A 21886-nucleotide genomic window follows, 5' to 3' on the forward strand; every position below is an offset into this window, starting at 1 on the left:
GACGTGAAAACACCATGGCCCTTTAAGCACCGGCATGCCGGCGCAGGGGCCTGGTGACGTCGGCCAATCCTGCGATCAGGAACGCACCGGGCAACTCAGGTCGCCTTCCTGGCAGTCGAGGTAGCTTTTGAAGGTCTCGACCCGTTTTTGCGTCAGGTCCGCCAGGCACTGGTTGTGGATCATCGGGTACACGCTGCCACCTTCGACCCCGGACGCCGCAAAGGTGCACTCGGCATCACGAAACGCCAGCCAGGCGCGTTGCGCGCTCAGCAGGCGTTTTTTGCCTTGGGGATTGTCCTTCAACTGACCATTGATCTGTTGGTACAGCGTGTTGAGTTGGGCGTCGGCCTGTTTGTATTGCGTGGCCGCGCACGCATTCAGCGTACCTTGGTTGCTGGCATTGGCGCAGTCATCGGCCTGGACGCCAGTGGCGGCCAGCAAAGGCAGGAGGCTTAGTAGAAAAACGATACGCATGGGAAAACTCGCTGGCGCTAAAAAGTTGAGTGAGTGTAGAGCAGCGGCAAACTCTTCAGCGCTCGGTGTCAGCCGGTGGCTGCCATTGTGCGCATTCGACCAGTCCCTGGTGGGCCACCCACGGCACATCGTGGGAGGTCCAGATATGGGCCTGGGGTCTGTGGCCCGGATCGTCATCAAGGGTCGCGACCCGCACGATCACATGGGGCTGGGCCGGGCGCTCAGCCACCAGGTGGCTGCCACAGCGCGAGCAGAAATGCCGCAGCTTGCCGGGCGAGGACTCGAAACTGGACAGCAGCTCAAGGCCCCGGATCCAGCGAAAATGCTCACGATTGACCCCGGCCGTCGAGGCGAATGGCGCCGCATGGGCCTTGCGGCAGGTATGGCAATGACAATGGCTGATCGGCATATCGAGGCTGTCGACTTCATAGGCGATGGCCTGGCACAGGCAACTGCCGTGTAGTGTGGGCATGGGTATTCCTTCCCGGGACTGACGAGTGGTAAAAAGCCGACATTAGCACTGTTGGCCGGGGCCTGTCGGGGCTCGGAACGATGGGCGTTACCGCGAGTCGTATCGGTTGAATGCAACGGCAAGATTGCTCGTTCGGTCGTCCGCGCCTAGTGTTCATCACAGGAGGTGCCCAATGCACACATCAGATCGCATCGAAAGAAAGATCCTGCTCAAGGCGCCGCGCTCGACGGTATGGCGGGTGGTCGCCAATGCCGAAGCCTTTGGCCAGTGGTTTGGCGTGGCCCTGGAGGGCAAGCGTTTCGTCGCCGGTGCGCGGACCCAGGGGCAGATCACCTACCCGGGTTATGAGCACATGGTCTGGGATGTCGAAGTCATGCGGGTCGAACCGGAGCGGGTGTTCGCTTTCCGCTGGCACCCCTATGCCGTAGACCCTGGCGTCGACTATTCTGGCGAACCCACGACCTTGGTACAGTTCGAGCTCGAGGACATGGACGGGGGCACCTTGCTGCACGTGGTCGAGTCGGGGTTTGACAGGATCCCGGCAGAGCGTCGTCTCAAGGCCTTTCGCATGAACAGTCGCGGCTGGGACGAGCAGATGAACAACATCGAGACCTACCTCGCCATCCCTTGAAATTCCCACTGAGCCTTGAATCGCCCCCGCATGTTTGAACCCTACCTCACCCAATGGCAGTTGCACCCCGAAGGGGAGCCGATCATTACCCTGGGCAGCCGCCTGCTCCCGGTGCGTTACCAGGGGTTGCCGGCGATGTTGAAAATCGCCCTCGATGACGAAGAAAAGTTCGGCAACCTGCTGATGACCTGGTGGGCGGGAGAGGGCGCCGCGCGGGTCTACGCCCATGATGGTGCGGCGCTTTTGCTGGAGCGCGCCGAAGGCCGGCGCTCACTGCTGCACATGGCCATGCACGGGGCGGACGACCCGGCCAGCCGGATCATCTGTGACGCCGTGGCGCGCCTGCATGCCCCGCGCTCGGCACCGCTGCCGCCCTTGGTCGACATGGCGCACTGGTTTCGATCTCTGGCACCGGCGGCACGCCGCCATGGCGGGCGGTTGCGACAGTGCCTGGCCAGTGCCGAGTACCTGCTGGCCACCCCCCAGGAGGTTGTTGTGCTGCACGGTGATGTGCACCACAACAACATCCTCGATTTCGGCCCGCGGGGCTGGTTGGCGATCGACCCGAAGCGGGTGACCGGCGAACGGACCTACGACTACGCCAACCTGATCTGCAACCCGGACCTGCCCAGCGCCACCGACCCGGCACGGTTCAACCGGCAAGTGGCGCTGGTCGCGGCGCAGGCAGGGCTGGAGCCGCGGCGGTTACTGCAATGGGTCCTGGCGTTTGCCGGCCTGTCCGCCGCCTGGTTCCTGGAAGATGACGACGCGCCTGCGGCCGACAAGCAACTGCAGGTGGCCAATCTCGCGCTGTTGGCCCTGGAAGTCGGACACCCCGAGGGTGCTTGACCTGCACGCTTATAGCGAATGTCTTACATGAGTTACTTGCTATGTCGTCTATTGCGCATTGGATCCGAAGCGTAATCTTCACCCATCAACTGAGCACAGGATGTACTCAGGATCATGGATGATCGGCCATATGCAAGGAACGCAGCGACAGGATGTCGTCATGGTCTTGAAAACCCGCTTCGGCGGGTTTTTTTATGGGCGCGATAAAATGCCGGTTCACCCTGCGACGGCTTCACGCACGCGCTCCAGTGCCTGCTTGAGGCGGTCCATGGCCACTGAACCCATGGCTACTCGCAAGGCATGGGGCACATGGGCGGTGGTGGCAAAAGGTTCGGCGCTGGTCACCATGACCCCTTGGCGTGCCAGGTCTGCCACCACCCGGTCGGCGCGCAGGCCCTCCGGCAATGGTAGCCAGAAATAGTAGGACGACGGATGACCGATCAAGGTGCTGTGGCGCAGGACCTGGCGGGCCAGCGTTTGTCGGCAGTGCGCATCCTGGCGCTTTTGTTCCTCGAGGTCATCGACCACGCCGCTGTCGATCCAGCGACAGGCCAGGGCGACGTTGAGCGACGGTGTGCTCCAGGTGGAAATGCGGATGGCATGCTCCAACGCTGGAATGATCGCCTTGGGTGCGACCACAAATCCTACCCTCAGGCCGGAAGCGACACTTTTCGACAAGCCACCGATGTACACGGTGCGCTCGGGTGCCAGGGTAAACAGCGGTTTGGGCGATGGCTCCGCAAGAAAGGCATAGGCCCCGTCCTCGATCAGCACAAATCCATAACGCTCGGCCAGTTGTGCCAGGCGCAGCCGGTCGGGGGCGGACATCACCGTTCCCAGCGGATTATGCAGGGTCGGCATGCAATACAGGGCGCGCACCGGACGTCGCTGGCACAGGGCCTCCAGCGCATCAAGGTCGGTGTGCCCGGCGATTTGCGGCAGCGCCTCCAGGTCCAGGCGATGCGCCTGGGCCAGGGTTTTCAGTCCGGGGTAGGTCAGTGCGTCCAGAGCCAGCACATCCCCGGGCTTGAGCAAGGCCATCAGCGTTACGGCCAGGCCTTGCTGGGCACCGTTGACGATCAGTACCTGATCCCCGGCCACCCGAATCTCTCGATTGCGCAAATGCCGGGCGGCGGTCTGCCGCTCATGGGGGCGGCCACCTTGGGGGGGCGAATGCAGCAGGGCATCGAGATCGCCCGAGGCGGCCAGTGCCCGCAGGCCTTCGCGCAGCAGTTCCGCCTGGCCAGGCACCGCAGGGTAATTGAATGTCAGGTCCACGCTGCCCGCACTCAGGGGCTGTTGTTCCAGGCCCAGGCCGCGCGGCACTGATGCATCTCGCACGAAGGTGCCGCGTCCGGTTTCGCCAACCACCAGTCCACTGGCCTCCAGCTCGTTGTAGACCCGCAACGCGGTGGCCAGGGCGATACGCTGGCTGGTCATCAGCGCGCGAAGGGTGGGCAGTTGGGTGCCGGGTGACAATGCACCGCTGCGGATCTGTTGGGCGAACTCATCGACGAGGCGTTTGTAGCGAATCCGGGACATGATTTTTCGCTGCCGTGTATCTAGATCAATTTTTTGTTTGTATCAGATGTTAGCTCTACTCTACAGCCTTTGCTGACCGAGCGCGGGCGCCATGATTGATCTGACGAGCTTATGGATATTTGTCGGCGCGGTAGTGTTGTTGCTGCTGTCTCCGGGCCCGAACATGGCGTTTGTGATCAGCCATGGCGTCAGCTATGGGTGGCGCGGCGGGGTGGCCGCGGGGCTGGGTATCGGCCTGGCGGACCTGCTGCTGACGGCGCTGACCGCCACCGGGATCACCACCCTCGTCGCCAGTTGGCCGCCGTCTTTCGAGCTGATTCGTTATGCCGGTGTGTTGTACCTGCTGTGGCTGGCATTCAAGACCCTGCTACAAAGCTCGGCCACCAGAGCAGCATCGGCCCCGCTGGAAGCACTGCCAACCCTGCTACTGCGGGCCATGCTCAACAGCCTGCTCAACCCCAAGGCGCTGCTGTTTTTCATGGTGTTCCTGCCGCAATTCGTGCACCCGGAGCAAGGGCCGATTGCCCTGCAACTGGTGGTGCTGGGCCTGGTACTGACCTCGGTCAGCGTGGTGTTCCATATCCTGCTGGGGGTCTTTGGCGGTGTCCTGCGCCGGCGCCTGGCAAGCCGTTCCCCCTATGCTCGTCTGCAAGCCCTGGGCCTGGCCGCGGTGCTGATACTGTTGGCCGTCCGGCTGGCACTGCTGACGCGCACCCCCTGAGACCACAAGGAGTTGTCATGTACATTGCCGCATTCATCTACAAGCCGGGACAGCAGGACCAGGAATTCCAGCGCTTGAGTGCCTTGATCGACGAAGTCGCCAGTAGCCTGCCAGGATTTGTCGGCAGCCAATCCTGGCGTTCGGCCGATGGCGAGCTCGTCAACGCCAGTTATTACTGGCAGGACCAAGCCTCGATTCGCGCCTTCGCCACGCACCCGCGTCACCTGGAAGCCAAACGGCAGTACCGCAAGTGGTACGCCGGTTACCAGGTGGTGATCGCCAAGGTCGAGCGAGCCTATGGCGACGGCGGCGTCAGTTCATTCGTGGTGAATGACCGCCAGGCCGGTCCCCATTAGCCGAGCGGGTCCTGCAGCCTGGCGGCGGCCCGTTGGGTGATCAGCCTGCGCTGGGTGAGCGAGTCGGCGGCCAGTTGCCTGGCCCGTTGCAGCACGGCCTCGGGCGCGGTTTGCGGCTCACCCGAGGCAAAGGGCGGGGCGGGCGCGTACTCGAGTTGCAGTTGCACCAGTTGGGCGACGTCATCGCCATACAGTTCCGCCGCCAGGGTCAGGGCAAAGTCGATCCCGGCCGTGATCCCGCCACCGGTCAACAGGTTTCCGTCGCGCACCACCCGCTCCTGCACCGGGATCGCCCCCTGCAGGCCCAGCAATGAGTGATAGGCCCAGTGGGTCGTCGCACGCTTGCCCTTGAGCAGGCCGGCGGCACCCAGTACCAGGGCGCCGGTGCACACTGAGGTCAGGTACCGCACCTTGGTCGCCTGGGCCTGGATAAACGCCAGCACCTGCGCATCTTCCATCAACGGCCCGACACCGCTGCCACCGGGGATGCACAACACATCCAGGTCAGGGCAGTCGGCGAAACGGCAGGTTGGCTGCAGCACCAGGCCGGTGCTGGCCGTCACCGGCGCCAGGTCTTTCCAGATCAGGTGTACTTGCACGTCCGGCAGCGACGCCAGCACATCGTAGGGCCCGGTCAGGTCCAATTGCTGCACCTGTGGGAACAACAGAAAACCAATCTGCAATGGCATGACGCTCTCTCCTGGGTGGGTAAATTCACCCCCGCCAGGGGGTGGACGACTTGACTCTAGGCTTCTAGTCTTTGGCGTACATGCCAATCAACCCTCGAATTACGCCAATGTCTACGACCCCGCCGAAACCCATTCATGTGCTCGCCTTCGCCAAGGTGCAGTTGCTGGACGTCACCGGGCCGCTGCAGGTATTTGCCTCGGCCAATGATGTTGCCGCCCAGCGCGGGATGCCGACGCCCTATGCGCCCCAGGTGATCAGCCCGGGTGGTGGCGCGGTGCTGTCTTCTGCTGGCCTGGCCCTGCTCGCCGAACCCTTGCCGGAGACGGCCTCCGACACCCTGATCATCGCCGGTGGCTGGGGGGTGTATGCGGCGGCCCAAGACCCGGCGCTGGTGGATTGGGTGCGCCAGCAGGCGACGGTTTCGCGACGGGTGGCTTCGGTCTGCACCGGGGCTTTCCTGCTGGCGGCCAGCGGCTGGCTCGATGGGCGGCGAGTGGCGACCCACTGGACCCGTTGCGAGCAACTGGCCCGGCAACACCCGCGCCTGCAGGTCGAACCCGACCCCATCTTCATCAACGACGGCCCGGTCTGGACCTCGGCCGGGGTCACGGCGGGCATCGACCTGTCATTGGCGTTGGTGGAGGCCGACCTGGGGCGTGCGATGGCCCTGGAAGTCGCCCGGCAACTGGTGGTGTTCCTCAAGCGCCCAGGTGGTCAGGCACAGTTCAGCGTGACCCTGGACCTGCAGCAGCAGGGCAAGCGCTTCGACGACCTGCACGCCTGGATCGCCGACAACCTCAGCCTGGACCTCGGTATCCCGGCGTTGGCGCTGCAAGCGGGCATGAGCGAACGCAGCTTCATCCGCCACTACCGCGCCGACACCGGCCAGACCCCGGCACGCGCCATCGAGCGGATCCGCGTGGAAACTGCGCGCCGTCTGTTGAGCGATACCGGTCTGCCGATCAAGCGCATCGCGGTGCAGTGTGGGTTTGGCAGTGAGGAGACCTTGCGTCGGAGTTTTTTGCGGGCCATGGGGGTGGTGCCGCAGGTTTATCGCGAGCGGTTTTCGCGGGAGGATTTGCGGTGAGGCTGTGGTGTTCTTGATCTTGGGTTTTGTGGGTTTATCCGTTGCTGGGGTGATGGCGGCTAATGGTTCCTTCGCTACGGTATCCATCCGGGGCATCGTCTCCGGTTTGCTTCGCTGCACCTCCTCTCGATGGCAGACTGGCGCGCCGGCCGGGGAGTTCAGGTTCAGGTCGGTTGACTTGCGCCGTCGATGCGCAAGCCGCGCAACATCAGCGCCAGGCCCGCCAACGCTTCCTCCAGGCGTTCGGCGGGGGCTGGATCGCGGGCGATCCACAGCGCGGCGTGCACCAGGCTGCCGTTGATCAAGCGTGCCAGGGCTTGGGGTGGGGCGACGGCAATGGTCTGCCGGTCCATCAACTGTTCGAGCAGGCGGGTCAGGGTGGCGATGCAGTCCATTTGCAGCGACAGTGTCAGGTCGCCGAGTACGGCCGGGGCGTCCAGCAGCATGATGCGCTGGATCTCGGTTTCCTGGGCCATCTGCAGGTACGCGGTGCAGCGCTGGCAGAAGCCGCTCCAGGGGTCGCTGGCATTGGCTGAGATCGCGTCGAGCCGGGCGTCCATTTCGCCGTCGATCTGGGCGACCACCGCCGCCAGCAGGCCTTTCTTGTCACCGAAATGGTGATACAACGCGCCACGCGTCAGGCCGACGTGAGCGGTCAAGTCGTCCATCGAGGTGTGGCCATAGCCTTGGGTGGCGAAGGCGTGGCGGGCGCTGCTGATCAGTTTGGCGCGGGTCTGCTCGATCATTTCGGCGCGTGGTCGCTGGCCCATGGTGTCCCTCACGGTTTTTCGGTTTGACATACGACGCGTATGTTTGCATGATTTTGTACATACGCAGCGTATGTATTTTTACCACGCTGACGCTTTATGGCAAGTTACATGCCCCATAAGAGGATGGAACCTGATGGCAAACCCCTATTCGGCCTTGTTCAAGGCACCCGGCAGCCGGGCCTTTGTGCTGGCCGGGATGATTGCGCGCATGCCGATATCCATGACCGGCATCGGCCTGATCACCATGCTTTCGCAGCTCCACGGCGGGTATGCATTGGCCGGAGCCGTGGCCGCGACCTTCGCCTTGGCCACGGCGGTGTGTGCACCCCAGGTGTCGCGCCTGGTCGACCGCTACGGCCAGGGCCGGGTGCTGCCCATCGCGGCTCTGGTGGGCGGTGGTGCGCTGTTGCTGCTGTTGCTCTGTACGCGCTTGCAGGCACCGCACTGGACACTGTTTGTGTTCGCCGCGTTGGCCGGTTGCATGCCGAGCATGTCGGCGATGGTGCGGGCGCGCTGGACCGAGATCTATCGCGGTCAGCCACAATTGCAAACCGCCTACGCCCTGGAGTCGGTGCTGGACGAGGTCTGTTTTATTGTCGGCCCGCCACTCTCGGTAGGGCTGTGCGTGGTGGTCTTTCCCGAAGCCGGGCCGCTGGCGGCGCTGCTGGCGCTGGCCATTGGGGTCAGCGCGTTTGTCATGCAGCGCAGCACCGAGCCTGGCGTGCACCCCCATGACCATGCGCAACCCGGTTCGGCCATCGCCTCGGTTCACGTGCGCTGGTTGATCCTGCTGATGGTCGCCCTGGGCACCATTGTCGGCGTGGTGGACGTGGTCAGCGTGGCCTTCGCCCAACAGCAAGGGCAGCCGGCGGCGGCGAGCATCGTGCTCTCGGTGTATGCCATTGGTTCCTGCCTGGCAGGCCTGGCGTTTGGTGCGCTGAAAACCGAGGTACCGCTGCCGCGCCTGTTTCTCTATGGCGGGGTCGCGACGGCGCTGACCACGCTGCCGTTGCTGCTGGCGAGCAATATTGTCGGGCTGGCGCTGACGGTGTTCATCGCCGGGTTGTTTTTTGCCCCGACCCTGATTGTCGCCATGGCCCTGGTCGAACGCATCGTGCCGCCGGCCAAGCTCACCGAAGGCCTGACTTGGCTCGTGACCGGCCTGAGCATCGGCGTGGCCATTGGCGCCGCCGGCTCCGGCTGGCTGGTGGACGCCTTTGGCGCGCGCAGTGGGTTCTGGCTGGCGATTGGCGGGGGGGCGGTGGTGCTGGTGGCGGCGGTACAGAGCTATCGTCGCTTGCCGGCCTGATCGGGACTGCCTGGCTCCTCTGACAAAACGCCGCGGCCCCATTCCTGAGGCCGCGGCGTTTGACGGTGGGGGTTTAGAAGTTGTAGGTCATGTTCGCCGTGACGGTGCGACCTTCGAGGTAGCAGCAGTCCAGGGCGTTGCTGCTACCGGCCGGCCTGCTTTTTCTGGGTGGGTTATTTCTGTGGGATGCCTTTGTGGGAGCGAGCTTGCTCGCGATAGGGCCGGCACAGCCAGCAATTATGGCCCCTGACCCACCGCCATCCCAGGCAAGCCTCGCCATGCTGGCCATACGCAAAATGTACGGGCCGTCACATTGCCTGTGGCAGCGGCTTGCTCGCGGTAGCACTCCGGCTGTTGGCCTTATCGCGAGCACACGCGGCGCCGCCCGGCTCGCTTGTATGTTTAGACGTTAAGAGGTGGGACTCGAGTTCAGCTTCTGACGCTGGCCGGTAGCGACCGTGGGGCGTGCCAGTGCCCTGCATCGTCAGCTCACCAATTGCCCCCCAACGCTTTGTATAAGCCAATGCTGGCCTGCAACCGCGCCAGGCGCAGTTGCACGTTCAAGTCCTGGGCGGCAAACAGGGTGCGTTGGGTTTCCAGCACGCTGAGCAGATCCTCGGCGCCGGCCTGGTAGCGGCTCTGGGCGATGTCGAAGGCGGTCTGGGCCTGGGCCAGTTCCTCGGTTTGCCATTGGCGCTGCTGGTCGAGGCCGCGAATGCTGGTGAGGGCTTTTTCGACGTCGGCGAAGCCATTGATGATTGCCCCGCGATAATGCTCCAGCAGCTCTTTCTGGCGCGCGGTGGCGCGGTCGCGTTCGGCGCTCAGGCGGCCGTTGTTGAAGATCGGCGCCACCAGCCCGGCCGTGAGGTTGTAGAACGGACTGCGCAACAGGTCGCCGACGGTGTCGGCCCCCGAGCCAATGTTGGCACTCAGGGTGACGCTGGGCAGCATCGCCGCACGGGCCACGGTAACGTCGGCCTGGGCGGCCGCCAGTTGCGCTTCGGCGCGGGCGATGTCCGGGCGGCGGCTGAGCAGGTCGCTGGGCACCCCGCTGGCGATACTCGGCCAGCTCATGTGGGCGAACGTCAGGTGGCTGCGTGGCAGCGCTTGCACCGGACGACCGAGCAGGGCCGCGAGGCTGATCCATGCTTCTGCGGCCTGCTGTTGCACCAGCGGTAATTGCCGCTGCTGGGCCGCCACCAGGCTCTTTTGCTGGGCCAGTTCCAGGGCCGTGGCCGACCCCGAATCGTAGCGGGTCTGCACCAGTTTCAGCACGCTTTGCGCGTTGCCCAGGTTCAGCTCGGCGATGCGGCTTTGCTCGGCCAGCGACAGGCTCTGGCTGTAACGGTTGGCCACGCTGCTGAGCAGGGTCAGTTCCACTGTCGCCTGGTCGAACTCGCTGGCGCGCACCCCTTGCAGCGCGCTGTCGCGGGCCGCGTGCCGGGCGCCCCAGAAGTCGATTTCGTAACTGGCGCTGAGGCTGGCGTCAAAGTAGTCCACGGCCTGGTTGCTGCTGTCGGCATCCAGTTGGCTGTAGCCATTGCCGCGCAGCAACTTCTGGCGGTTGGCATTCAATCCGCCCTGGACCTGCGGCAGCAACGGGCCAGCGGCGATCACCGCCGTGGCCTGGGCCTGGCGTACCCGTGCCACGGCGGCCGCCAGGTCATGGCTGCCGAGCTGCGCCTGGGCGATCAGGCCCTCCAGCTCCGGGCTGCCGAACGTGGCCCACCATTGCTGGCGCTTTTCGTCGGTGCTGGCGCTGACGGGCGATTGCCAGGCGGGCGGCGCGCTGATGCCGCTGTCCGGGTGCTCGGCGGGGGTTGCGCAGGCGCCGAGCAGCAGGCACGCGCAGAGCAGGCTCAAAGGCGACTTCATCGTTCGATCATTCACTGGTAAGGGCCGTGACCGGGTCGAGCCGGGCAGCTTGACGGGCCGGCATGAAGCCGAAGATAACGCCGGTGACCAGGGCGCAGCCGAAGGCGCCGAGGACCGCGAACAGGGAAAACGCCACGGCCACTTCACTGAGGATCAGCGCGCCGCCCACCAGCAGGGCCAGGGCGATCCCGGTTATGCCGCCGACCACCGAGAGCATCACCGCTTCCGTCAGGAACTGGCGCAGGATGTCCCGTTGCCGGGCGCCAGTGGCCATGCGGATGCCGATCTCGCGGGTGCGTTCGCGCACGGTCATGAGCATGATGTTCATCACCCCGATGCCGCCCACCAGTAGGGAAATCGCGGCAATCGAACCGAGCATCAGCGACAGGGTATTTTGCGTGCGCGCCTCGGCCTGGATCATCGCGGCGTTGTTGGTCAGCTCGTAGTCCTTCTTGCCGTTGTGCAACTTGAGCATCAACTGGTCGATGGCCTGTTCGGCTTCCTTGACCTTGCGCGCATCGGCGGCGGCAATGGCGATGTATTCCGGCTCATACGTGCCGAACAGGCGCACGCTGGCGGCCGAGTAGGGGATGGCGATGCGGTCGTCGCTGTCCTGATCGCCCGAGCTGGCGCCTTTTTCCGCCAGCACGCCGACCACCTGGAAGGGCACGTTTTCGATCAGGATGTACTGGCCGATGGGGTCGGCGACGTCCTTGAGCAGCTTGTCGCGGACCTTCTTGCCGATCACCGCCACCGCCGCGGCATTGCGCTCGTCAGCCTCGGTGAAGTAGCTGCCCTCGACCACCGGCCAGTTGAAGATCGCCGGGAAGTTGGTGTCGTTGCCGCCGACGTAGCTCAGGTGGTCGGCGTTGCCAAAACGCACCCCGGCCTCCGCGCCGTTGACCGGCATGATGCGCTTGACCTGCGGCAGGCGGGCCAGGGCCGCGACGTCGCTGAGGGTGACTACGCCGGGTGGCGTGCGCGGGTTTGGCGCCGAGCCGCTGAGGTAAATGATGTTCGAGCCAAAGGCGCCCATCTGCGCCATCACCTGGCGCTTGCTGCCTTCGCCCACCGCCAGCATCACCACCACCGAGGCCACGCCGATGATGATCCCGAGCAGGGTCAGGGCGGTGCGAAAGCGGTTGATCCACATCACCCGCCAGGCCGCCTGTACGGCATCCAGCAGTTCGCCTTTCCAGGCGCCGCTGGCTGCGCTGCCCTGGCTCAGGCGTTGGCGCAGGTCGACAGCCTGCAGGGCGCCGGGGTTGGCCGACCGCTGGACCTGCGGGTTGTCGGCGGCACTGTCGCTGATAATCAGCCCGTCGCGGATTTCAATGACGCGCTTGGCCCGGGCCGCGACTTCGCGGTCGTGGGTGATCAGGATCACCACGTGACCCTGGCTCGCCAGTTCATCGAGCAGGGTCATGACCTCGGCGCCACTCTGGCTGTCGAGGGCGCCGGTGGGTTCGTCGGCGAGGATGATATGGCCACCGTTCATCAGTGCGCGGGCAATCGACACCCGTTGTTGCTGGCCGCCGGAGAGCTGATGGGGACGGTTGCCGGTGCGCTCCGCCAGCCCCAGCCGGGCGAGCAGGGCGGCCGCGCGGGCATGCCGTTCGGCGGCCGGGATGCCGGCGTAGATCGCCGGCATCTCGACGTTTTCCTGGGCCGAGCCCGAAGCAATCAGGTGGTAACCCTGGAACACAAAACCGAAGGCCTCACGGCGCAGCCACGCCAGTGCGTCGCTGTCCAGTTGCGCGACGTTTTCCCCGGCAAACCGATACTCCCCGGCGCTCGGGCGGTCGAGGCAGCCGAGGATGTTCATCAGTGTCGACTTGCCGGAGCCGGAAGCGCCGACAATCGCCACGAACTCGCCGGCATGGATCGACAGGTCAATGCCGCGCAGCACATGCACGTGGGGGGCGTCACCGCCGCCGTAGGATTTGCGGATGTCTTTGAGGTCGATCAGCGGCGTCTGCATTCAACCCTCGTTGCCGTCGACCGGACCGATCAGCAGGTGATCGCCCTCATTCACGCCGTCGAGGATCTGCACCTGCAAGCGGTCGCTGAGGCCGGTGCTGACTTCACGGGTTTCGATGCTGCCGTTTCTGGCGACCACCCGCACCTGCTGGCGGCCGGCCCTGGCGCTGTTTTGCAGGGCCGAAACCGGGGCGGTGAGCACGTCTTTCGCCGCCCCGGCGACAAAAAATACCTGGGTGGTCATTTCCGCCATCAACGCGTTGTCGGCGTTTTCGACATCCAGCAGCACGGTGTACAGCACCACCCGGGCGCTGCCGCTTTTACCGCTGCTGGAAGGGCTCCCGCCACCGCCGCCCTGGCCACTCGGGTCCAAGGGCTTGGGCGGCACCGGGAGAATCTGGCGCACCGTGCTCTGCCAGCGCCGCGCACCGCCGGCCAGGGTGGTGAAGTAAGCCTGCATGCCGGGTTTGACGTGGCCGATATCGGCCTCCGAGACTTCGGCCCAGACGGTCATCGGCGACAGTTTGGCGATGCGCAGGATCAGCGGGGTCTGCTGCTGGGCGTTGAGGGTCTGGCCGGTGCGGGCGTCCAGCGCCACCACGGTGCCGGCCATTGGCGCGTAGATGCGCGTGTAGCCCAGCTCCGCCTGATCGCTGCGCAGACTGGCTTCGGCCTGGCGGATCTGGGCCTGGAACATCTGGATACGCGCCTCGGTGGCGCGCCGTTCGGCGTGGGCGGTCTGTACGTCCTCTTCACGGGTGGCGCCACCGGCGGCGAGGGTCTGCTGGCGCTGGTATTTCTGCCGGGCCAGGTCGTGCAGGGCCCGTTGCTCCTGCAACTGGGCCTTGAGGTTGTCGATGGAAAAACGCCCGGCATCGAGCTTGGCGTTCTGGGTCGCGGGGTCGATTTCCACCAGCAGCTGACCTTCCTTGACCACATCCCCGACCTCGACGTGGAGCTGCTTGATCTGCCCCGAGGCCTGGGCACCGACGTCGACATAGCGCCGTGGCTGCAAGGTGCCGAGGGCGGTGACGCTGCTCTCGATATCGCCGCGGCTGACCTGCACCGTGGCGAACTGATCCCGGCCGGGGGCGTTGAACTGCCAGGCAGCCAGGGCCATAACCGGGATCAGGCAAAGGCCTGCAAGCAGGGCGCGGCGGGTCTTTCGCGGGTGTTTCATGCAGGGTTCCGGTCAATGGAAATCGTCCCGTGCCCGCTGGCGCAAACAGCGCGACCACAGCCAGGCCCTGCCAGAAACAGTGGCAGTGACGGGGAACTGTCCTTAATACGATGGGCTGACGGGCAAATTTAGGCGCTGACACAAAGGGTTACAGCTGCCCGTCGGGATTGTTTACGGCGCAATCGAAGCAGTGCTTCAAATCTATATGAGAGAAACATTGCCGCGTGCGCATGCGCCAAGGGGAAGCCGCTTGAGCGGGTGTCGCTCGCTGCCGTCTACAACCAGCCCGAGCGCTTGAAGCTGCCCCACAGCGCGGCGCAACCCACGCCGATAAACCCCAGCACCCCGAAGTAGCCGTAGTGCCAGCTCAGCTCCGGCATGTTCTGAAAGTTCATCCCGTAGATTCCCGCCACCGCCGTCGGAAACGCCAGGATCGCCGCCCAGGCGGCGAACTTGCGTTGCACCACGCTTTGCCGTGACGCCTCCAGCAGCACCCCGATCTCGATGGTCTGGCTGGCAATGTCGCGCAGGGTGGTGAGGTCTTCCATCTGCCGCGTGACATGGATCTGCACGTCCCGAAAGTAGGGGCGCATGTTCTTGTCGATAAACGGGAATTTGAGCTTCTGCAGCTCCTCGCTGATCTCCACCATGGGCGCGGCGTAGCGGCGCAGGCGCAACACGTCGCGACGCAGGCCGTGCAGGTTCTGGATATCCCGCTCGTTCAGGGCGCTGTTCAGCACGTTGTGTTCCAGGGCGTCGATTTCGCCATGGATCGCTTCACCCACCGGCTGGTAGTTCTCGATCACGAAGTCGAGCAGGGCGTAGAGCACGAAGTCTTCGCCATGCTCCAGCAGCAGCGGGCGCGCCTCGCAGCGCTGGCGCACATGGGCATAAGAGGCCGAGTGGCCGTTGCGGCAGGTGATGATGTAGCCCGAGCCGGCGAAGATGTGGGTCTCGATGAACTCCAGCACGCCGTTCTGGCGCACCGGCGAGTAGGTCACGATGAACAGCGCGTCACCGAAGGTCTCGAGCTTGGGCCGGCTGTGTTTTTCCAGGGCGTCTTCAATGGCCAGTTCGTGCAGGTTGAACTGGCGTTGCAGGTTGGCCAGCTCCAGGGCACTCGGCTCTTCAAGGCCGATCCAGACGAAGTGCCCGGGCTTTGCCGCCCAGGCCGCGCCTTCATCCAGGGTGATATTGGTGACTTTCTTGCCGGCGCTGTAGACCGCGGCCGCAACGACTCTACCCATGATTGCGATTCACTTCTTCTTGACCAATGGCAGTGACAAACAGGGTGCAGCTTAGCCTGCTTGGGGAGGTCGGAGCGAGGCTAACCCGCAGCGCGGGCTGGGGAATCAGGCGGCTTGCAGTTGGCGGTCCATGGCCTCGATGCATTCACGCATCTGCTCACGGCACTGGGCCATCAGTTGCGGCATGTCGTCCAGGGTCAGGCCTGCGGTAGGGATTGGCGGCAGCGAGCGGATCAGGATCTGGCCGCTGTTCCAGCGGTTGAGGCGCATGTGGTTGATGTAGTTGCTGACGCACACCTGCACGATCGGCACACCGGCGGCAATCGCCATCTGGAACGCGCCCTTCTTGAACGGCAGCAGTTCCTTGCCCAGGTTGCGCGTGCCCTCGGGGAATACCCAGATCGAGGTGTCCTTGTGCTTCAAGGTGTGGGTGGTGGTGAGCATCGACTGGCGCGCCTTGTGGGCGTTGCCGCGGTCGATCAGCACATTGCCGGCCAGCCAGAACAATTGCCCGAACAACGGCACCCATTTCAGGCTCTTCTTGCCGATGCACACGGTGCGGTGGGGCACCACGTTACCCAGCACAAACAAGTCGTAGTTGGACTGGTGGTTGGCAATCACCACGCAGCTTTGCTTTTTGTGGGTCAGCGAGTCGACGTCGGTCTTGACCCGCAGGCGCAGGATGCACATCGCCGGCCAGGCATAGAGGCGGGCGCACAATCGGCTGTTATCCGGATTGAACGGTCGGCACAGCCCGAGCAACACACCCAGCACACCCGCCAAAACAAAATGCAGGCCCATCAACAACATACGAAACAGATACAGCATCTACAGGCCCACCGGAGCAAAAGGTGGCGCAGTGTACGGATGTGCACTGTTTTCGGCAATTGCCGCTATATAGGTAGGAGATGGCCGATGTTTAAGCGCATGTTTCCGACATCTGCTGACGGATGCGGACTAGAGCGTTTGAGTGCTTTTCAACGGTCAATGTAGGAAAAAACCCGATGCCGGGCGGCAACGCTGCACTTTGTAGGAGCGGGTGCCCGCTTGCGGCTTGCTCGCGATGGACGTAAACGATGACGCGTGAAACCTGAATAAACGCGTTGTGTTTAAGTTCATCGCAAGCAAGCGCAGCGCCTGACGTTAAACCAGGTGGGCCTGATCCTGGGCGATGGCGCTGTCCAGTGCGTCCAGCAAGCCCTTGCGAACTTTGAGCTTGGTGTTCTTGTGGGCGGTCATGTTGATCTTCTTCAACTGGCGGGCTGCGGCCAGTGCCGCGCCTTGCAGCTCGTCGGCCGCGACCACCTTGTCGAGGAAGCCGGCATCCACTGCGCCTTGCGGGTCGAACATCTCGCCATTGATCACCGAACGGTGGAACGCCGACTTGCGCAGGCGATCACGGGCCAGCTCGATGCCGGCGTGGTGCATGGTCATGCCGATCTGCACTTCATTCAGGCCAATGCTGAACGGCCCCTCGACCCCGATCCGGTAGTCGGCCGACAACAGAATGAACGCACCCTTGGCCACCGCATGCCCAGGGCACGCAACGATTACCGGGAACGGGTGGGCCAGCAGACGGCGGGCGAGGGTCGAGCCGGCAGTCACCAGGCTCACGGCTTCCTTGGGACCGGCCGTCATCACCTTCAGGTCATAACCACCGGAGAGAATGCCCGGCTGGCCGGTGATGATCACCACCGCCCGATCCGTCACGGCCTGATCCAGCGCAGTATTAAACGCGGCGATCACGTCCGGGGAGATGGCATTGACCTTGCCATTGCTCAAGGTCAGGGTCGCGATACCGTCTTCGAGGTGGTAGGAAATCAACTCACTCATGACGCTATTCCTTGTATTGAAGTGCAGCAGACGTTACCCATGGCCGTCGGCCAGGTAAAGCGCCGTGACTGACCGGCCAGTCAGCCAAACCGGCTGCACCCGGCATGGCCAGCCACGGCCACCCGGCATTCCCCTCTATATAGAGGCACGGCCCGGGCCGGAGAATGGCCGGTTTGCCCTGCCCACAAAACCGCGTGCCCGAACAAATGTCTTAAGCGCATGAAAATTCTGAAAAAAATGTTTGCCATCAGAAAAGCTTTCGACTACATTAGCGCGCCTCGACAGACAGAACTTGTTTGAAGAGATACGGTGAAGTGTCCGAGTGGCTTAAGGAGCACGCCTGGAAAGTGTGTATACAGGAAACTGTATCGAGAGTTCGAATCTCTCCTTCACCGCCACATTCTGAAAAGCCCCGCAAATCAATGGTTTGCGGGGCTTTTTCATTTCCGGTTGTACTACTCAATTGTACTACTCGTGATCCTCTCCCGCCGTCCGGCACGCAGCCCCAATCCCAGTACCTGTACCAATGTTCACCCGTCTAGCATCAAAAAGGCGTTTCTACGCCAAATCTGCCAGCCCGGCAGGGCGACACCCCTAACATTTTCCATGGTGTCACTCTGAGCATGCCTTACGGTCGCAGGGCATCTGCGATGGATCAGTTCCGATCGCATGGCCCCACATCTGGTTTATCAACCGCCCGTCATCAACGCAAAATAAGTGTTGCAATATCGCTTTGAGTGTGAGTTTTAACTTGACAAAATGCATGTTTGGGTGTATAGTTAGGCCCTACATTAAAGAACTAACCCGCACCCCCTCCCAAGTTCCCCTCCTGTATCGACATAGTTCTGGCCCATCCTAGCCGAGCTGTGTTGTTCAACACTTGTTGTCGATCCAAGTACAGAAAGATCGACTTTCCTGAGGATGGATTGTTGTCATGTTGGCTATGGAGTACAGGCATTCTCTATAGGCACAATGCCCGCTCTTGACCGTCAGAGTGCAACACAGACGGTCACTAATTCTACGCCCCTGAAATCTCAGAAGCGTCTAAGCACTACTCAGTGCGAACAACCTAACAGTCAAACTCCCCGCACTCTACACCTAGAGTTTCGGGGGTTTATTTGACTGCTGCTTTTCACCTATGCAAATCAAGAGATATACAACATGAAGAAGCGTTACCCCCTGAAGCGTAAAGTGTGCGACCACTGTGGTGCAACTTACTACGCCCGCAGTCACAGAGCCCGTTGGTGCTCAGCGGTCTGCCAAAGCCAGAACTTTCGAGCAGCCAAGAAGCAAACACAGGCAGAACTAGAACAAGAATTCGTTGCTCAAGAAGCAGAGAAAGTTAACAAGGAAGCCACACAATGAAGCTTTACCATGAAGTAGATGCATCGACTGACCAGATTATCCAGCTCACTGATGGAGTAATCGACCCTCAAAACTTTTGCTACGTGATCGAACAAGCGAATGACTGGATGTTTCTGCATAGTTGGCGGAAATCCTGGCCTAACACTCTGCCCTTACTTTCTGATTTGAAAGTGTTCCGTCGGTACATTAACGCTGGTCGCCGCTTTAAGGCAATTTGCGATCGAGCGGAGTTGCAGCAATGACCGGCACTCTATATCTGGAAGTTGATAGAAGTAACGGAGCGATCCTCTCATATAGCAATGAGCAACTAAAGTCCTCAACGTCAGACTTCGTAGAAGCAACAGAAGCGGAACTCAACTACCTTAACCTCCTGGAGGACAATGTATTTCCAGCAGGCATGGTAGCCACTCTTTCAGACCTTCAGACCTACAGAGCGAAGGTCAAGGCAATCGCTCAAGGCGAAGCTAAGGTTGCTCAACTGAAAGCCAAGCTCGCCCAGACCACGCTACAGCAAGCTCAGGCCCGTGCAGCAGTGAAGGCAGCCAGAGCCAGCATGGACGCCTTCATGGCCAAGGCAGCCTCTGATCGGGGCCTAACTGTTCCAGCTCTGGAATCAGCCCTGGCGGCCTTCAAGGCACGCACAGAGAGTCGTACCGAAGACCCTGTGTACAAGAACGGCAAGACACGTTCCGAAACTGCAAAGATGCTACAACGAATGCACCGCGACTCCAAACGCGGCCGCAGTAAGTAACCACAAACAATCCACAAGGAACAAACACACATGACAACCAATAGATACGAGTACGGCAACAAGGTAGTGGAGTTCTTCAAGCATGATGCTGATGAACTTCAAAAGCTTATTGATAAGGCGGAGGGGCGGTACTACTCACGCTCAGAGGGATTGCATTGGCGGGGGCTTGCAGCCTACATCGATGTGACTTTCGAAAAACCCCTAAAGGAGTCCCTGGTCGAACTACAAGTACTCATCCAGAAGGGATACACGGTTCATCGGGCCGACTATAAGCCATTGTTCTTTACCTGCACCCTCCGGAAGACAGATGAAATGATTGCAGCAGAACTTCCTAAGCTGACTGAGATGGCGTCGGCGGAATATGATGAGCTTCGATACGCCTCTAACATTTCAGAAATGCAGAAGCAGATGGAATTTACTATTGCCCGTAGAGCTCGTGAGCAGGCCGAAGCTAAAGCGGCAGCCGAAGCCAAGCATAAGGCCGATGAGGAAGCATTTGCTCTTGCTGACCTACTCAAGGCTTACACGTCAAAGTCTAAGACAAAAGAGAAACAGGACGTAGCAGCATGAGAGACACACAACTAGTTGGAACGCGAACTCTTGGCTTCAGCCTTCCTGCCGAGCAGTTCCGCACCATGAACCTCTATGCGAATCAGCACGGCATGTCAGTTCGCAACTTCATGGCTTACATTGTTGAGTCGTACCTTGATGCGATGAAAGCAACGCCCGCCAAGTAACTTCTGTATACTCCCCGCCTTCCCTCTGACACCACTCAGCCGATAGTCAAGCCAATGGCCTAACTGACTACGTCGGTTTGCTGCTGTCCGGCGAAAGGCGTTTGGGGGCAGCAGGTAGGCTGGGGAATGTCCCCGTTTCAGGCTACAACCATCGAGATAGAGCCTTCCAGCCGGAAGCGACTTTGCACAAATCACCTTTTGAGGAGTAACAACCATGAGGATTTCCCTCAACGATTCATCCACAGAGCGGCTGCTGGCATTCATGCAGGCGCGCGACATCACAAACCCGACACATGGCCTGAACGTGCTCATCACAGAGGCTGCAACACTGAACCTGATCCCAAGAAGCGTGGACAAAGATGCACACAACAGCCGTAACCACCAGCAAGCAGCTTGAGTTTCCCTGCACCAACTGCGGAGCAATGTTCAATCGTCGGCCCGGTGGCCGCACCACCTGTAGAGCCTCGTGCAAGAAGAGGAGTCAGCGGGCAGCAGCTGCACCCAAGGTCACAGCCAGAGACGCAAAGATTGCGCGTCGGAAAGCACGCCTTCTAGAGAATGCCTTCGGCTTTTGGTTCATTGAGCAGGCTGAGCGAGCAGGCACCGTCCAGACCTATCAGGGCATCGATGCTGCTGGCCTTCACCAGCTATTAGCCCTACACAACTACCGTAAGAAGCGGTACGGCTGGGTCGAGAAAGGCCACGGCAAAGATTCATATCACCTCTGTCATGTGCAGGGCCTCAAGGGGCGTGATGGCTCCACGGGCCTGACAACTTCACTGAACTTGTTCGCTGGCCTCGACTACCTGAACCAGCAGCACAGTGATAAGCCCGTCAATTCCTGGGCCGGACAATCATTGCCAAAGTCTGCACGGAAGCGGAAGTGGAACATCACCCCCGACATGACACTAGATCAGCGGCTACAGAAGCTTGGCGACTTCCTTGGTGATGAGCTGGATACCTTCCTCGATGAACTGGACAAGATGCCCCAGCGGACTGCACGACTCCGGTTGGCCCGGGCAATTCACAAGCGTCAGGGTAGCGAGTTGTACGAACCGCTAGACCGTCACTACACCTTGACGGAGCTTGAGTCGTTGAAGATGGACAAGTTGCAGGCACTGGAAACTATTCAGGAAGGCCGGGAGAAGAACAAAGACTTCCTCTTCAGCAACTGCCCACCAGATTCAGAGTTGGGCGTGATGCACGACGAACTGAAGCGGTTCTCTGCGGATTTGCCTGAGGGCAAACACAGGGAGAACTGCCGGTTCATGTTGTCGCTGGTGCGACTGCTGGGTATCTACCTTGCTCAAATCAACGATGCACAAGGCAAGGCCCGTAACCGTTTCCTCTCGCTGGCGAATGCGGCATGGACGCCACTACAGTACTGCCACCCCCAGCGACCATGGAGAACACCCGCTAGCCTGCTGGAGGCTGACCGGGAGTCGTTGATTAAGGCGATTACAGAGGCAGCCCATAACGCACTACAGGGCCTGAGCATCGACGGGGAAGCACTAGAGGCCCAGCTAGAAGAGCGCATTCACTTGCAAACTCTGGTGCCAGTGGTGCGTGCCCCCGATGAATCGAGCTGGGAAGCCTGTGGGTCAAACTGGCTGAACTATATCGATAGCCTATACAGCTCGCTTGAGAGTACATGGCAGGCGCTGCTAGACGTAGGTATCTGCACTGAGTCGCAACTGTTTGCCGCTCAGGATGGCGTTCTGCGGAGCTTGCAGGCAGCGATAGAGCAGGGGCGTGAGCAGTACATGAACCAACGCTGCTTCACACACTACAACAAGCCGTTCCAGCGTTACCCGGCCTATCTGGAGTTCCCACCAGTAGTGCCAGAAGAGCCATATCCACTAGCAGCATGAGGAGCGCTCAGAAGTGAGCACTCCCCAAAAGTGGGGCCAGCTCAAATAACTATCAAGTATCTAATCCCACATCCAATCTCCCGCATCACCCAATCCCGCCTTTCTGGTCACCCTCACACCCCATATCCCCGCCAAGTCCCCTATCT

At 61.7% G+C, this 21886-nt stretch carries 24 protein-coding genes and 1 tRNA gene; 14 read left to right on the top strand and 11 right to left on the bottom strand.

Annotated features, from left to right (window positions below; all coding sequences use genetic code 11):
• Positions 1 to 75 precede the first annotated feature (75 nt).
• Positions 76 to 474 (bottom strand): lysozyme inhibitor LprI family protein, encoded by a 399-nt coding sequence (locus H7995_RS23335; RefSeq protein ID WP_166592506.1) that lies wholly within the window; start codon positions 472 to 474, stop codon positions 76 to 78.
• A gap of 55 nt (positions 475 to 529) precedes the next feature.
• Positions 530 to 946 (bottom strand): GFA family protein, encoded by a 417-nt coding sequence (locus H7995_RS23340; RefSeq protein ID WP_166592505.1) that lies wholly within the window; start codon positions 944 to 946, stop codon positions 530 to 532.
• 172 nt (positions 947 to 1118) lie between these two features.
• Between H7995_RS23340 and H7995_RS23345 the strand changes: the two genes are divergently transcribed.
• Both H7995_RS23345 and H7995_RS23350 read left to right on the top strand, forming a co-directional pair.
• Entirely contained in the window at positions 1119 to 1577 is a 459-nt protein-coding gene (locus H7995_RS23345; RefSeq protein WP_166592504.1) for an SRPBCC family protein, read from the top strand.
• 30 nt (positions 1578 to 1607) lie between these two features.
• On the top strand, positions 1608 to 2426 hold the full coding sequence (locus H7995_RS23350) for an aminoglycoside phosphotransferase family protein (protein WP_185818998.1): 819 nt from the start codon (positions 1608 to 1610) through the stop codon (positions 2424 to 2426).
• Between the two features lie 216 nt (positions 2427 to 2642).
• Here the strand turns inward: H7995_RS23350 and H7995_RS23355 are convergent, their stop codons facing one another.
• Positions 2643 to 3968, bottom strand: coding sequence for an aminotransferase-like domain-containing protein (locus H7995_RS23355; protein ID WP_182341481.1), 1326 nt, complete (start codon positions 3966 to 3968; stop codon positions 2643 to 2645).
• Positions 3969 to 4059: 91 nt separating this feature from the next.
• On the opposite strand from H7995_RS23355, the gene H7995_RS23360 reads away from it, so the two are divergent.
• Positions 4060 to 4689: a LysE family translocator gene (locus H7995_RS23360; RefSeq protein WP_166592501.1), complete on the top strand. Its 630-nt coding sequence runs from the start codon at positions 4060 to 4062 to the stop codon at positions 4687 to 4689.
• A gap of 17 nt (positions 4690 to 4706) precedes the next feature.
• On the top strand, positions 4707 to 5045 hold the full coding sequence (locus H7995_RS23365; protein WP_166592500.1) for an antibiotic biosynthesis monooxygenase family protein: 339 nt from the start codon (positions 4707 to 4709) through the stop codon (positions 5043 to 5045).
• On the opposite strand, the gene inhA is transcribed toward H7995_RS23365, so the two are convergent.
• Positions 5042 to 5734, bottom strand: coding sequence for an isonitrile hydratase (inhA, locus tag H7995_RS23370; protein ID WP_166592499.1), 693 nt, complete (start codon positions 5732 to 5734; stop codon positions 5042 to 5044). The genes H7995_RS23365 and inhA overlap by 4 nt on opposite strands.
• Positions 5735 to 5841: 107 nt before the next feature.
• Between inhA and H7995_RS23375 the strand changes: the two genes are divergently transcribed.
• Positions 5842 to 6822: a GlxA family transcriptional regulator gene (locus H7995_RS23375; RefSeq protein WP_182341476.1), complete on the top strand. Its 981-nt coding sequence runs from the start codon at positions 5842 to 5844 to the stop codon at positions 6820 to 6822.
• Between the two features lie 164 nt (positions 6823 to 6986).
• On the opposite strand, the gene H7995_RS23380 is transcribed toward H7995_RS23375, so the two are convergent.
• Complete coding sequence (locus tag H7995_RS23380) at positions 6987 to 7592, bottom strand: TetR/AcrR family transcriptional regulator (protein WP_166592497.1); 606 nt, start codon at positions 7590 to 7592, stop codon at positions 6987 to 6989.
• A gap of 133 nt (positions 7593 to 7725) precedes the next feature.
• Between H7995_RS23380 and H7995_RS23385 the strand changes: the two genes are divergently transcribed.
• Entirely contained in the window at positions 7726 to 8901 is a 1176-nt protein-coding gene (locus tag H7995_RS23385) for an MFS transporter (protein ID WP_166592496.1), read from the top strand.
• 489 nt (positions 8902 to 9390) lie between these two features.
• On the opposite strand, the gene H7995_RS23390 is transcribed toward H7995_RS23385, so the two are convergent.
• The 6 genes from H7995_RS23390 to H7995_RS23415 all read right to left on the bottom strand — a co-directional run bounded on the left by H7995_RS23390 (position 9391) and on the right by H7995_RS23415 (position 17016).
• On the bottom strand, positions 9391 to 10776 hold the full coding sequence (locus H7995_RS23390; protein ID WP_185818999.1) for an efflux transporter outer membrane subunit: 1386 nt from the start codon (positions 10774 to 10776) through the stop codon (positions 9391 to 9393).
• Positions 10777 to 10783: 7 nt separating this feature from the next.
• The gene (locus tag H7995_RS23395) at positions 10784 to 12757 is read right to left on the bottom strand and encodes a MacB family efflux pump subunit (RefSeq protein ID WP_166592494.1); all 1974 of its coding nucleotides are present in this window, start codon (positions 12755 to 12757) and stop codon (positions 10784 to 10786) included.
• Positions 12758 to 13936 (bottom strand): efflux RND transporter periplasmic adaptor subunit, encoded by a 1179-nt coding sequence (locus tag H7995_RS23400; RefSeq protein ID WP_185819000.1) that lies wholly within the window; start codon positions 13934 to 13936, stop codon positions 12758 to 12760.
• A gap of 275 nt (positions 13937 to 14211) precedes the next feature.
• Positions 14212 to 15183, bottom strand: a complete 972-nt coding sequence (locus tag H7995_RS23405; protein ID WP_166592492.1) for a magnesium and cobalt transport protein CorA — start codon at positions 15181 to 15183, stop codon at positions 14212 to 14214.
• Positions 15184 to 15288: 105 nt separating this feature from the next.
• Complete coding sequence (locus H7995_RS23410; RefSeq protein ID WP_166592491.1) at positions 15289 to 16011, bottom strand: 1-acylglycerol-3-phosphate O-acyltransferase; 723 nt, start codon at positions 16009 to 16011, stop codon at positions 15289 to 15291.
• Positions 16012 to 16326: 315 nt separating this feature from the next.
• Positions 16327 to 17016 (bottom strand): crotonase/enoyl-CoA hydratase family protein, encoded by a 690-nt coding sequence (locus H7995_RS23415; RefSeq protein ID WP_166592490.1) that lies wholly within the window; start codon positions 17014 to 17016, stop codon positions 16327 to 16329.
• A 308-nt stretch (positions 17017 to 17324) separates the two neighbouring features.
• On the opposite strand from H7995_RS23415, the gene H7995_RS23420 reads away from it, so the two are divergent.
• The 8 genes from H7995_RS23420 to H7995_RS23455 all read left to right on the top strand — a co-directional run bounded on the left by H7995_RS23420 (position 17325) and on the right by H7995_RS23455 (position 21740).
• A tRNA-Ser gene (locus H7995_RS23420) sits at positions 17325 to 17414 on the top strand.
• Positions 17415 to 18177: 763 nt separating this feature from the next.
• A complete protein-coding gene (locus H7995_RS23425; protein WP_185819001.1) occupies positions 18178 to 18381 on the top strand; it encodes a hypothetical protein in 204 nt (67 codons plus the stop codon).
• Entirely contained in the window at positions 18378 to 18623 is a 246-nt protein-coding gene (locus tag H7995_RS23430; RefSeq protein ID WP_185819002.1) for a hypothetical protein, read from the top strand. The genes H7995_RS23425 and H7995_RS23430 overlap by 4 nt, the downstream gene beginning before the upstream one ends.
• Positions 18620 to 19132: a hypothetical protein gene (locus H7995_RS23435; RefSeq protein ID WP_185819003.1), complete on the top strand. Its 513-nt coding sequence runs from the start codon at positions 18620 to 18622 to the stop codon at positions 19130 to 19132. Before H7995_RS23430 ends, H7995_RS23435 begins: the two co-directional genes overlap by 4 nt.
• A gap of 30 nt (positions 19133 to 19162) precedes the next feature.
• On the top strand, positions 19163 to 19702 hold the full coding sequence (locus tag H7995_RS23440; protein ID WP_185819004.1) for a hypothetical protein: 540 nt from the start codon (positions 19163 to 19165) through the stop codon (positions 19700 to 19702).
• Positions 19699 to 19869 (top strand): hypothetical protein, encoded by a 171-nt coding sequence (locus H7995_RS23445; RefSeq protein WP_185819005.1) that lies wholly within the window; start codon positions 19699 to 19701, stop codon positions 19867 to 19869. Before H7995_RS23440 ends, H7995_RS23445 begins: the two co-directional genes overlap by 4 nt.
• Positions 19870 to 20083: 214 nt before the next feature.
• A complete protein-coding gene (locus H7995_RS23450) occupies positions 20084 to 20266 on the top strand; it encodes a hypothetical protein (protein ID WP_185819006.1) in 183 nt (60 codons plus the stop codon).
• Positions 20229 to 21740 carry a hypothetical protein gene (locus H7995_RS23455; protein WP_185819007.1) on the top strand — a complete coding sequence of 504 codons (1512 nt, stop codon included), beginning with the start codon at positions 20229 to 20231 and terminating at the stop codon, positions 21738 to 21740. The genes H7995_RS23450 and H7995_RS23455 overlap by 38 nt, the downstream gene beginning before the upstream one ends.
• The last annotated feature ends 146 nt before the right edge of the window (positions 21741 to 21886 follow it).

Origin of the sequence: Pseudomonas kielensis (assembly GCF_014236655.1) — a bacterium.
GTDB classification, from domain to species: Bacteria; Pseudomonadota; Gammaproteobacteria; order Pseudomonadales; family Pseudomonadaceae; genus Aquipseudomonas; species Aquipseudomonas kielensis.